General features: G+C 46.8%; 11 protein-coding genes and 1 pseudogene. 2 read left to right on the plus strand and 10 right to left on the minus strand.

Annotated elements, in window-relative coordinates; genetic code table 11:
- From JZU62_RS08145 to JZU62_RS08160, 4 genes are all read right to left on the minus strand, one after another.
- Positions 1-766: iron-containing alcohol dehydrogenase (locus tag JZU62_RS08145; RefSeq protein WP_295013679.1), on the minus strand; the 766-nt coding region annotated here is incomplete at its 3' end.
- An 8-nt stretch (positions 767-774) separates the two neighbouring features.
- Positions 775-1365: an NAD(P)H-dependent oxidoreductase gene (locus JZU62_RS08150; RefSeq protein ID WP_295013681.1), complete on the minus strand. Its 591-nt coding sequence runs from the start codon at positions 1363-1365 to the stop codon at positions 775-777.
- A gap of 92 nt (positions 1366-1457) precedes the next feature.
- A complete protein-coding gene (locus JZU62_RS08155; protein ID WP_295013683.1) occupies positions 1458-2372 on the minus strand; it encodes a class I SAM-dependent methyltransferase in 915 nt (304 codons plus the stop codon).
- A 5-nt stretch (positions 2373-2377) separates the two neighbouring features.
- The gene (locus JZU62_RS08160) at positions 2378-2815 is read right to left on the minus strand and encodes a hypothetical protein (RefSeq protein ID WP_295013685.1); all 438 of its coding nucleotides are present in this window, start codon (positions 2813-2815) and stop codon (positions 2378-2380) included.
- Positions 2816-2910: 95 nt separating this feature from the next.
- Here JZU62_RS08160 and JZU62_RS08165 point away from each other — a divergent pair, with 95 nt between their 5' ends.
- The gene (locus JZU62_RS08165) at positions 2911-4176 is read left to right on the plus strand and encodes a coproporphyrinogen III oxidase family protein (RefSeq protein WP_295013687.1); all 1266 of its coding nucleotides are present in this window, start codon (positions 2911-2913) and stop codon (positions 4174-4176) included.
- Here the strand turns inward: JZU62_RS08165 and JZU62_RS08170 are convergent.
- The 3 genes from JZU62_RS08170 to JZU62_RS08180 are packed head-to-tail and all read right to left on the minus strand — an operon-like array spanning position 4160 to position 9185.
- Entirely contained in the window at positions 4160-7207 is a 3048-nt protein-coding gene (locus JZU62_RS08170) for an efflux RND transporter permease subunit (protein ID WP_295013689.1), read from the minus strand. The two genes, JZU62_RS08165 and JZU62_RS08170, sit on opposite strands and share 17 nt — an antisense overlap.
- 8 nt (positions 7208-7215) lie before the next feature.
- Positions 7216-7953 carry an efflux RND transporter periplasmic adaptor subunit gene (locus JZU62_RS08175; protein WP_295013691.1) on the minus strand — a complete coding sequence of 246 codons (738 nt, stop codon included), beginning with the start codon at positions 7951-7953 and terminating at the stop codon, positions 7216-7218.
- Complete coding sequence (locus JZU62_RS08180; protein ID WP_295013693.1) at positions 7950-9185, minus strand: TolC family protein; 1236 nt, start codon at positions 9183-9185, stop codon at positions 7950-7952. Before JZU62_RS08180 ends, JZU62_RS08175 begins: the two co-directional genes overlap by 4 nt.
- Before the next feature lie 42 nt (positions 9186-9227).
- Between JZU62_RS08180 and JZU62_RS08185 the strand changes: the two genes are divergently transcribed.
- Complete coding sequence (locus tag JZU62_RS08185) at positions 9228-9917, plus strand: TetR/AcrR family transcriptional regulator (protein ID WP_295013695.1); 690 nt, start codon at positions 9228-9230, stop codon at positions 9915-9917.
- Here the strand turns inward: JZU62_RS08185 and JZU62_RS08190 are convergent.
- The 3 genes and pseudogenes from JZU62_RS08190 to JZU62_RS08200 form a co-directional block, all read right to left on the minus strand.
- Positions 9914-10579 (minus strand): TIGR01621 family pseudouridine synthase, encoded by a 666-nt coding sequence (locus JZU62_RS08190; protein ID WP_295013697.1) that lies wholly within the window; start codon positions 10577-10579, stop codon positions 9914-9916. The two genes, JZU62_RS08185 and JZU62_RS08190, sit on opposite strands and share 4 nt — an antisense overlap.
- Complete coding sequence (locus JZU62_RS08195) at positions 10573-11280, minus strand: 16S rRNA pseudouridine(516) synthase (protein WP_295013699.1); 708 nt, start codon at positions 11278-11280, stop codon at positions 10573-10575. Before JZU62_RS08195 ends, JZU62_RS08190 begins: the two co-directional genes overlap by 7 nt.
- Positions 11267-11778 (minus strand): annotated as a pseudogene (locus JZU62_RS08200) (ABC transporter ATP-binding protein); the annotation flags it as partial. The pseudogene JZU62_RS08200 and the gene JZU62_RS08195, both read right to left, overlap by 14 nt.

Raw genomic sequence — 11778 nt, forward strand, 5'->3', positions numbered from 1 at the left:
AGCCATTGAGCGCTTGAGTTGACGCCCATGCAAACTCGGCACGTGCATCGTAATTGAGGGGATCTTTGAGGAGGATTTCAGTTGTTTCGATAACTGTTTTGATGATAGATTCTACGAGTCGGGATTGAAAATGGGGATGATCACTGGCGGTGAAATAGACTTCAATCGTATGGGCAATAATGTCGGTTGCCGAATAGGCGAGATATTCAGGGGTGACGCTCATCATGAGTTCGGGATTGATAATTGATATTTTCGGATTGACGAGTACGGAGGCAATTGAGTATTTTTGTTTGGTAGTGTCATTCATCACAACCGAGTTGCCGTTCATCTCACTGGCGGTTGCTGCGAGCGTCATGACTGCATAGACGGGAAGGGCAACGGTGATAGAGGCTTTTTGAATGAAAAAATCCCATACGTCACCCTCATACAGCGCTCCTGCCGCGATCGCTTTGGCAGAATCGACGACCGAGCCTCCGCCGACACCGAGAACAGCTTGCAGATTATGGGTTTTTACTATTTTGATCCCTTCATGGACGCGGGAGAGAAGCGGATTACTGACGACACCATCCAACTCTTCATAAGCGATTCCCGCGGTTGTGAGACTCGCGATGACGCGTTCATACAAACCGTTTTTCTTGATCGAACCGGTTCCGTAGACGAGGAGGAGACGTTTGATCCCTTGTTCGGCAATCATGGCTCCGATATTATTTTCTTTACCGCGTCCGAATTCGATACGGGTAGGGTTGTAATAGGTAAATGTATTCAAGGGATTCCTTAATTTAGGTTTTGTTTCAAATGATTTTCTAGTGCTTTAATCGCACTGTCGATATTAAACTCTGATTTATAAATATCATGGACGCTATAGCTCGGATATGGCTTTACGCCGCAAAATTGGAAGGTTTTATGAAGAGCGATATTTGCCTCATCCAAACTCAATCCGTCAAAAAATCCTTTTGGATTGTCAAATTCGCTTACAGGACAGTTATAAGTAAAACTGAGCATGTAGTGTTTCCCCTCCATTAATCCTCCGCTACCGTAGGTTTTGGAAGGATCCGTTCGGCTTCGACCGTCACTCGAATAGGTGACCGTATTGACTCCTGCTGAAAAAATTTCATCAATGTATTTTTTCCCCAACCAAGGCAATCCCATCCAATAGACAGGTGATTGAACGAAAAATAAATCGGCCCATTTGAATTTTTCCAGCTCCTCGGCAATATCATATCCTTCTTCAATGGTTGTCTCTTGTATCTCATAGCCATTGGTACTAAAGAAAGCTTTTGCCTCTTTCAGAAGAGCTCTTGTCAGATTGCCGTTAGCAATCCCTTCATATTTTTGATGCAGGTTTAATAGTAATACGCGTTTCATAAATAGCCTTTAATAATGACGGTGGGTGAAAAATTGTAGTATACGATATTTTATGTCTAAAGCTCATAGCTAATATCATGTAATAGTGATGGTTAAATTTTTTTTCTAAAAACTAAATTCTTCAGACTCCGCTCTTCCTCAATTTCCGGGAAGCTCTCTAAATTTTCCAATCTCTCAACATAGCGAAACTCAGGAGCATTTTCACGGAAAAGGGTTTTGATAAACTCACTATCAAGTTCGGGAGCATTAAGTGTCGAGAGGACAATACACTCTTCTGCAGCAAACTCATGAAGTCGGTGGATGATTTTTTCGTAATCGCTTGTTGCTGCGAATGACCCTTTTTGAAAGCTGGGAGGATCGATAATTATCAGATCATAGGGGCCGCTTTTGCGGATACGGCTCCAGGATTTGAGGATGTTGTAGGGCATAAACTCCACGTTTTTTGTCTCAAGGGCATTGATACGATGGTTTTCTCTTCCCATCGAGAGGACATTTTTATTCATATCAACATTAACGACACTCTTTGCTCCTGCATCGATAGCCACAACAGAAAATGAGCAGGTGTAAGAGAAGAGGTTGAGGACATTTTTGTTTCGTGCATGATTACGGATGAATTCTCGACCGATTTTCATATCGGGAAAAAATCCGATATTCTGGGCACTTTGAAAATTGACATGATATTTGAGATTGTTCTCTATGGCATATGTATCGCTCGGCAACTCTCCTGCAATGATCGTAGAAGGTGACGCGGGTAGATAGCGCTGTTGTACTATGAGGACTTCCCATTTTGATTGGGTGGTATAGATATCCCGTAAGATCGAGATAATCGCTTCTTCATCATCATCCAAATTGAACAGTACAGCAAAGAGTACTTTGTCTACGCTATCAACCGTGAGAAATCGATAGCCGCCATAGGTATTGCCCCGTCCGTGAAACAAACGTAGGTACTCGCTGTTGATGGTATGAGAAGCGTTAATGATAAGTTGCTTCAGATTGTCTAAATTCATTTGGATTAGACTTTTAGATCGAGTAGATTACCCCGCTGTTCTTTATTCATAGAGTCAGTAGAAGGGTTTAGTGAGAGATATTCTTGTAAATCTTTGAGGGTATTTTGTTCCTCTTTGGAATCAGGTGGATTTAGCTTTGTCAAATCCACAGTGAGTGATTCCCCGGAGAGGGGATCACCGTTGCTGTCGTGATATGTACCTGCCGCACGCATAAATCCAACCGTTACGATCCCTTTGGCGGCTTCGTAGTTTTCGGCAGAAATCAGGGTGTTATAAAGCTTTTTTTCCGAGGGATTCAGCTCTTGAGAGATCATACTGTAATCGTCTTTAATCTGATCGATTTCACCCGATTGTGAGATCTCTTTATACGTCGGTGGAGGGGAATAGGAGGTAGTACCAAAAGGGTTTGAGAACGGATAAGAACTGTTCGTTTTAACCTGCATTTGAACTCCTTATAATATTGTTATAAAGTTGATAGCAAAAAGTAGTCCAAAGGGTGTGACCATCGTGCTATAATGCCTCCAAATAGGGGGATGATATGGCAATAGTGGAGGAGAAGGGGGAAACTGAAATTGTGTTTGGATGGGCTGAAAAAATGGCTTCTAAAACGATGCAATGGGCGGTAAAAAAATATCTTCATCTCAAACCTACCCAAAAATCCCTACCTTCTGCATCCGATCCAACACCACTGCTCCTTTATATCCATATTCCTTTTTGTCTGACGTTGTGTCCTTATTGTTCCTTTCATAAGTTCCGATTTGATGAGCCGAGTGCACTGCGTTATTTTGAACTGCTGCACCAAGAGATGCGGATGGTTCATGCGCTAGGATATCGGTTTGATTCGATCTATTTCGGAGGGGGAACGACGACAATCCTGCCGCGAGAACTCGGTGAGACGATAGATTTGGCAAAGTCGTTGTTTGAGATCCGTGAAGTCTCCTGCGAGAGTGATCCTCAACATTTGGGCGATTTGGAAGATGCACATTTGCAGGACAAAATCGACCGCCTTTCCATCGGGATTCAGAGTTTTAACGACGACACCCTCAAGCAGATCGGACGGTATAAAAAGTTTGGTTCTGCCGTTGAGCAATATGAGAAAGTAAAGCGCTCTCTCACCAATTTTCCAATCGTCAACATCGATATCATCTATAACTACCCTTATCAGAGCGAAGAGGCACTGCACTCTGAAATCGATACGATTCTCACCCTTCGACCACCTCAAGTGACTTTTTATCCGTTGATGTACGCACCGGGGATTCGAGAGAATCTTAGCAAGCGGTGGGGGGCTCTCAATGATACGCAAGAAGCAAAACTATACCGTATCATTATGGAGCGGATGAGGGGGATATACACACAGAGATCGAGTTGGGCATGGTCGTTAGCAGACGAGGGGATTATCGATGAATACGTGATTGAACGGAGCGAATACGTCGGGATCGGAAGCGGTGCATTCAGTTTTATCGGCGATACCCTCTATGCCAATACCTTTTCACTTCCTGAGTACGCAAAAATCTTAGATTCAGGGCGGTTACCAATAACTCATGCCATCACGTTTCCGAAACGTGCAATCAAACAATATCGGATGATGGTGGAGTTGTTCGGGTTATCTTCGGATCGTGAGCATTTGTGGCTGGAAAATGTGTTTTTAAAACGGATTGGTGCTCTCTATATGGGGAAAGTGAGTGCGCGAGGCTCGTATCTTTTTTCGGTGATGATGCGGGAGTTTTATAACGGGATGGATTATGTTCGAGAGACGATGCGGCGGGATCTGAAAAAAGAGGACGGAGTTATCCGACCTCGGTAGGCTCTTTTTTAATCGTATAGAGTTTACGAATTTTCGCATCAAGCGGTGCGAGGACTTTGTAGAGCGCGGGAACGACGAGGAGACTCGTCAGCGTCGAGAGGAGCAATCCGCAGATGACGGCAACCCCCATCGGTCCTTTGACCCCAGAGCCTTCTCCGACGGAGAGGGCGAGAGGAAGCATCCCGAAACACATCGCCGTTGTCGTCATTAGGATAGGGCGTAAGCGGGAGAGTCCCGCTTCGACGATGGCTTCATCGAGCGGTTTCCCTGCGTCTTGGAGGCGGTTTGCGGCATCGACGACGAGAGTGGAGTTTTTCCCGACCAGTCCGAGAAGGAGCATCAGCCCCATCATACTAAAGAGCGACATATTCATCCCAGCCGCCCACAGACCGATAAATGCCCCTGTAAAGCTCAACGGCAGTGCACTCATGATGATGAGCGGTTGCAATGGTGATTCGTACAGAGCGGCTAGGATGAGATAGATCATCACGAGTGCGGCACCGATAGCCACGCCGAATGCTTCGTTACTCTCCTGCATGTGTTTGGCATCACCATCGAGCTCATAAGCGACCCCTTTACCCAACCATTCGTTTTGACGTTCATTGACGATTGTGACGAGTTTATCGAGTGGTAGTGCTTTGGTGATGTCGCTTCCGACAATCACCTTTTTGAGGCGGTCGAATCGTTTAATCGTGGTTGGTGCGTAACTCTCAGTGATGGATACCACTGCCGAGATGGGGATGGTTATCCCCGAAGAGGTACGGACGTTTAGGCTGTTAAGTGCTTCGATATTTTCACGCTTGGTGTCATCGAGGCGCATTACGACATCGTACTCTTTCCCCCGCTCGCGGATAAAGGTGATAGTTCCGTCCCCCGAATAGCCGCTGGCGATAGTACGGGCGATTTCATCGACGTTGACTCCCAGACGTGTGGCGTTTTGGGTGAGGACGGTGATGCTCAGTTGCGGTGCTTTGGGCTGAATGTTGCTTTGGACATCGGTTGTCCCATTGGTACTTTTGAGCAATTTCATCAGTTTTTGAGCTGAGGCTTCCGCATCTTCCATATTTTGGGCTTTAAGAATTACCTGATAAGGGGTGTTGATCTCGTAGCCTCCAATGTCGTTGACTTCGGTGACACTCGTCATCGTAAACCCTTTTAGACTTCCCAACATCGCACGGGTCTCTTTCATGACCTCGCTTTGGCTCCGTTTGCGCTGGTCAAGAGGTTTGAGACGGATATAGAGTGCTGATTCGTTTGCTTTTTGATCATTTCCTCGTCCGACGTAGAGGGTGCAGTATTCTACTTCTGCTATTTTGCCGATACGACGTTGCGCATCGAGAGAGAGCTGTTTCATACCCCCGATACTGGTTCCGACAGGAGCTTTTAGGGTGATATCGAACTGGCTTTTGTCCTCTTTGGGCATAAATACCATCCCCAGTGTCCCTGAGAGGATGATGGAGACGATGAAAACAGCGAGTGCGCTAAAGAGAGTGGTCTTTTTGTATTTCAAAACACGCAGGATGAGGGAGCGGTACATCTCCTCCATAGCGACAAAGAAGTGCTCTGTCTTGTGATAAAAACGGCTGTGCTCCCCTTTGGCGATTTGGGAAGCAATCATTGGTATAAGTGTTACAGCAATGACGAATGAGACAGCGATAGCGGCGATTATTGTGACACCGAAACTGGTAAAGAAACGTCCCACTATCCCGCTCATTTTGGCGACGGGGACAAAAACTGCCAAAAGCATCGCCGAGATAGCGACGATGGAAAATAGGATCTCATTCACCCCTTCGATAGCGGCATTGATCCGGTCACGCCCCGCTTCGAGTCGTTTGAAGATGTTTTCGATGACGACGATAGCATCATCGATGATGATCCCGATGGCGAGGGTGAGGGCGGTGAGGGTGAGGAGATTGAAGGTCTGACCACTCCACCCCATGATCGCAAAGACCCCGAAAATCGATACGGGGAGCGAGACTGCCGCGATGAGGGTGAGGGTGAAGTTGCGTAAAAATAAAAAGATGACGAGTGAGGCGAGGACGGAACCTAAAATAAGGTCAAACTGAACCCCATCAAGGGTGTCACGGATGTATCCTGTCGTATCTTGCAAGGGGGTGAGGGTCATCGTCGGCTCTAGCGCGGTGAGGGCAGGAAGTTGCGTTCTCACAGCATCGGCAATGGCGATATCATTGGCTCCCGTCATTTTTTTGACCATCAGCAATACACCTGATTTCCCATCCAGTGAAGCAAAACTTCGCTCTTCGGCTAACGTATCACTCACGGTTGCCACATCCCCTAGACTAAGACCCTCACGTATCCGAAGTGCACTGAGGGCTTCTACCGTTTTACTGTCGTTATCGATGAGGATTTGGAACTCGTGTGCAGGATCAACCGTCTTTCCTCCATCCATCCGGATATTTTGGGCACGGATAAGGTTGGTTAGATCGCTCATGGTGAGGGAATATTTGGCGAGAAGGGCAGGATCAGGGGTGATACGGATCTGCTTTTTGCGTAAACCTGCGACCGTTACACCGCCGACCCCTTCGATGCGCTGTAATCGTGGTTTTAATATCTCATCGGCGTGTTTCATCACCTTCTGGGTGTCGCTTCCTGCCAAAAAGAGGGTAATAACGGGGGAAGAGGTGATCGAATATTTATCAACAGAGGGTTTATCGACTTCGTTAGGGAGTTGAATACTGGAGACTTTATCACGGACGTCATTGACCGCTTCATCGAGGTCTTTGGAAAGTTTAAACTGGGCAACGACGACGCTGATCCCTTTGGAACTGTCCGAGCTTAGGGTATCGAGTCCCGAAATCCCGCTCACCGCCTCTTCGATCTTGTCGCTCACCTTGCTCTCGACGATATCGGCATTGGCTCCCTTATAGGTGGTGGTGACGATAACGATGGGAAAATCGACGTTGGGATAGAGTGCTGAGGGCATACCACCTCGTTCAACCAATCCGAAAAAGATCAACGCGAGGGCGAACATAATGGTGGTGATAGGGCGGGTAATGGCAATTTTGTGCATGATAAGTCCTATTTAGCCATGATCATGCCATCGCCGAACGTGCCGGGACGCAATCCTGAACCGTCAGCTTCGGCGGTCATTTGACGGTTTTTGGTATTGATAGCAGGGTAAATTTTGATGATTTTCGAACATTTTCCCGTCGATTTGCCATCGATTGAGGTGCAAAAACGATCCCCCACTTTGACCTGTGATCCGAATTTAGAATCGTACTGGATGAGGAGTTTGGTTTGATCGCTGATGAGTTTAAAAAGAGGCGTTCCCCCCATGGATGAGACCATATCCCCCATCTCGATATTTTTTTCCGAAATACTTCCCGCAAAAGGGGCAGTGAGGCGCATTTTAGAGAGTTTTTGTTCGGAATAGGCGACTGATAATCGTGTACGCTCTAGCTGGGAGCGTTTGGCATCCAGTTCGGCTTTGAGTTTGCCAAGGGTATTTTTATCGAATACCTGCGCACTTTTTTCATAGCGGGCGTACTGATCGCTCAAAAAGGCGGTCTCTTTGGATATAGCCTCCAAATCGGCTTTTGCCATTTGAAGCGAGAGTTGCTCTTCGGCACTGTCGAGCTGGAGGAGGAGGGTCCCTTTTTTGACATGATCGCCGTTTTGGACAGAGACGTTTTTAACAATCCCCGATGCGTTCATCCCCAACGAGGCTTCACGGTAGGCTTGGGACTCAAACGTGGCGTATACATCTGCCCACAACGATAAGGTACAGAGGGTTGAGAGTAGGGCAATTTTTTTCATTTTTCATCCTTGATTAGAGTCATTAGATCGATTCCATACGCATAGGCGGCACTCGCTTTGGCTACTTGGAGGGTGTTACGGGCATTGCGAGCTTTCGCACGCGAATAGGTGAGGTTGGTGAGTTCGCTGAGGTACGTTGTTGAATTGAGCAGCCCCGCCTCAAAGCGTTTTTTGATAAATCCGAAGGCTTCGAGACGCGCTTCCTCTTCGGCTTTGGCTGCGTCGTAGGCATTTTGGGAGGTTTGGATCGACATGAGGGCTATTTCGGCATCGTTGTTCAGACTTTGGATCTTGTAATCCAAGAGATTCTGGGCTTTAAGGGTATCGATACGGGCTTGTTCACGCTCTTTTGCGATTCGTCCCATATCAAACAACGTCATGGAGAGTGAGGCGGTGATTTCGTTTTGGTTCAGCGGCTGGAGATTGGTTCCCCCCATCGTATCGTAGCCGCTGTATTCCATGTATTTGTGTTTCGCTTCGAGGGTGATCGAGGGGAGATAGGTGTAACGATCTTCGGTATTACGTAAAATATCGATTTTAGAGCGATCACTTTGCAGATCATGGCGCTCTAGTGTTGTTAATGTCGGAAGAGCAAGTTCACGGTAGACGAGCGGCTCACGAATCGCAGTTGCGCTCAGGAGTTCCAGATGTTTACGATGTTTTTCGAGCAACATTTTGAGATTTTGTTCATCATACTCGGTTTCCAGTTTCGATGCAATCAACGATTTGAGAATATCAGTGGTAGCGAGGTCGTTTTTTACGAGCACCTCATAACGTTCGACTTCGGAGAGGATCTCAGTTTTTTTCTCTTTATTGACGTTCAGTCGCTCTTGGGTATCGAGATAGTCATAATACGCCGCGATGGTCTCCATGAGGACATTTTGTTCTTCTTGCGCGAGCGAGTGGGTGGCGGAACTCATCGACGCATGGAGGGCATCGAGTAGCGCTTCACGCCGAAACCCGTCAAACACACTGATCTGCGCCCCTATCTCGGCACCTTGGATTTTATTCGGCTCAAAAGCAGGCGTTTTATCTTTTTTCTTATAGAGGGCAGTCGCAGTAACCGTTGGGAAATAGGCCGTTTTAGCTTCATCGAGCTGAGCCTCAGATTTCTGTATCTCTAGACGTGCTGATTCAACCCGCAAATTGGTTTTGGCACTTGGGAGTAACGATGCGAGATCGGCACACATGAGCGATTGGGCGGCAAGGAGAAAAAGAGCCGTATTCCTCATACTGTTTTCCTTTTTAAATCGTTATTACTTTTTATGTTGACAATGGTAACATTAAATGTAAACAATGTCAACATTATCTCATCTATTTTATTTAACTCATGTTACAATACTACCATGAATAATGAGCCGGCTAAAAAAACATCTCCTTATCACCACGGAAACCTAAAAGAATCATTAATGGAAACCGCGTTGGAGATGATTGACAAAGAGGGACTGGATTCTGTTACGCTACGTGATTTGACACAGCGTCTTGGAACATCACGAACAGCTGTTTACCGCCATTTTGAGAATAAAGAGGCTTTAATACAAGCCGTGATTAAAAAAGGGTACGAACAGCTTGATCTGATGTTTACCCCGATTTTTCAAGATCGTACCCAGAGTGTTGCGGAGCGGTTTGAGAGGATGGGGAGAGCATATCTCGATTTTGCGATAGCGCATCCGAATCTCTATCGATTGCTGTTTGGTGACAATTATCGTCAAGAACGCGAAGAGATATGTGATTATAAAGACGAGTCTCAGGCGACGGGGTTGTATGCCTTGATCGGACTTCTCCTCGAAGCACAAGATGAAGGGATTATTGCTCTGGAAAATCCGATGATTCAGGCGGCTACGGTATGGGCATCGATACATGGGCTCGCTTCACTGCTGATTGACGGTCATTTGATGATGAAAGATAATTTTGAAGCGATTTATGAGTATAGCCAAGCCTTATTACTCAAAGGACTACGCTAAAACTCATTCCACGGCTGATTCCACTCATTGGTGAGTTGAATTTTACACTCCATACTTACAAACCGCTCCCCCTCATCGGGCGGTGCAATAAACTCAAATACTTCATTATTTAAGTTAAATCGAAGAGCATACGCGTGTAAGTATCCTCGCTCTTCTTTGCGTGCTTCATCAGCCTGCGCGTAACGCTCATCACCTGCGATAGGGGAACCGAGACTTTTCAGAGCGACACGAATTTGATGGGTTTTCCCTGTATGGGGTTTGATGAGAAAAAATCGCTCATGAGTACGTAGCGCGCAACTGACGAACTGCGTAATCGCGGGATTTTCCATCGTCGTGAGGAGTTTATAATCTCCACGTCGTGCACTCGCCATATCCCCTTTGATCCATCCCATTTTTTTCTTCGGTTTGCGTATCGAGATCGCGAGGTAGTATTTCTCGATTTTACGCTTTTCAAACATCTTCCCAAACTGCGCGGCGGTTTCACCATTTTTAGCGAGGATTACGAGCCCTGAAGTCATTTTATCGAGGCGGTGAACTGGAAAAAGGGAGATGCGGAATTGATCAGACATTTGAACAACAAATCCTGCTTCACTCTCGGAGTGAAAGTTTACACCTGCGGGTTTTGTAACAACTATAAAATCGTTATTTTCAAAAATCAGCATGGTATTTCTTTTGTTGAAAGAATGCGATATTCCCCCTCTTTTAAATCACCAAGGCAAATATCCCCAAAGTGTGAACGATGAAGCGAGGTGACATGATTCCCAACCGCCGCAAACATTCGCCGTACTTGATGGTATCGACCCTCAGTAATCTCAAGTGTTACGTGTGTCTCATCGATTATAGTGAGCTTTGCAGGGAGGCACGGACTTTTTTCGCCGTTTAACATCAATGTTCCCGAAGCGAAAATCTCTGCTTCATCTCCTCGCAACGGTCGATCCAATGTCGCTTCGTAGATTTTAGCAACATGGTGGCGCGGGGAGGTGAGGCGGTGGAGGAGTGCTCCATCATCAGTGAGCAAAAGCAATCCGCTCGTCTCTTTGTCGAGCCGTCCGACGGTGGAAATTTTGGGATCACGCACTCTCCATCGCGGCGGGAGGAGATCATAGACGAGACGACCTTCGCCGTCGTCGTGGCTACAGACGTAACCCACGGGCTTGTGCATCAGGATCACCATCCCCGCAGGGGGATCGAGAGGCTCTCCCTCAAAACGGATTTCATCATGAGAGACTTTGGTATCGCTTTTAAGGGGTAGATTGAGGGTATGGGTGATGATCCGCTCACGTATGAGGGATGCAACCTCTTTGCGAGTGCAATACCCCAATGAGGAGAGGAGTTTGTCGAGCCGTACTTTAGAGCTCTTCAATCTTCGCCTCGTATTCGCTCTCGATACGCGCTATCTCATCGCTCGCGATTTCGAGTCGCTCAAATAGCTCTTCGATCATCTTCTCATCGTCGCCGACGCTTTTGGAGAGTTCGAGGAGTTTGGAGGTCTCCCCTTGGTTTGAATAGGTCGTGAGGAGTTCATGAGAAGTCTTTAGTTTCTCTTCGAGCTTCATGATGGTATTTTCGCAGGTGTCCACCTCTTTTTTGAGGGGGCTTAGGAGTTTGGAGCGCTCTTGGATGAGTGCGGCGCGTTGCTGTTTGTTCTCTTTTTTGTTGACGTTTTGGGTCACTTTGGGAGGTTTTGGAGCATCACTGATCTCTTCATCCCATCCGATTTTCTCCAAAAAGTCATCGTAACCGCCATCGAAAAACTCAGCGTTCCCCTCACGGAAGATGATGAGCTGATCGGCTAACTCACGCAATAGCATTTCGGAGTGGGTGACGATGACGACCGAACCCTCGAACCGCTTCAGCGCAT

Origin of the sequence: Sulfuricurvum sp. (assembly GCF_019163035.1) — a bacterium.
Classification (GTDB): Bacteria; Campylobacterota; Campylobacteria; order Campylobacterales; family Sulfurimonadaceae; genus Sulfuricurvum.

Bases quoted from the DNA above. Each gene is read 5' to 3' on its own strand.
- JZU62_RS08185 (WP_295013695.1), top strand. From the start codon at position 9,228: ATGGTAACATTAAATGTAAACAATGTCAACATTATCTCATCTATTTTA.
- JZU62_RS08165 (WP_295013687.1), top strand. From the start codon at position 2,911: ATGGCAATAGTGGAGGAGAAGGGGGAAACTGAAATTGTGTTTGGATGG.
- JZU62_RS08160 (WP_295013685.1), bottom strand. From the start codon at position 2,815: ATGCAGGTTAAAACGAACAGTTCTTATCCGTTCTCAAACCCTTTTGGT.
- JZU62_RS08155 (WP_295013683.1), bottom strand. From the start codon at position 2,372: ATGAATTTAGACAATCTGAAGCAACTTATCATTAACGCTTCTCATACC.
- JZU62_RS08190 (WP_295013697.1), bottom strand. From the start codon at position 10,579: ATGCTGATTTTTGAAAATAACGATTTTATAGTTGTTACAAAACCCGCA.
- JZU62_RS08170 (WP_295013689.1), bottom strand. From the start codon at position 7,207: ATGCACAAAATTGCCATTACCCGCCCTATCACCACCATTATGTTCGCC.
- JZU62_RS08175 (WP_295013691.1), bottom strand. From the start codon at position 7,953: ATGAAAAAAATTGCCCTACTCTCAACCCTCTGTACCTTATCGTTGTGG.
- JZU62_RS08150 (WP_295013681.1), bottom strand. From the start codon at position 1,365: ATGAAACGCGTATTACTATTAAACCTGCATCAAAAATATGAAGGGATT.
- JZU62_RS08180 (WP_295013693.1), bottom strand. From the start codon at position 9,185: ATGAGGAATACGGCTCTTTTTCTCCTTGCCGCCCAATCGCTCATGTGT.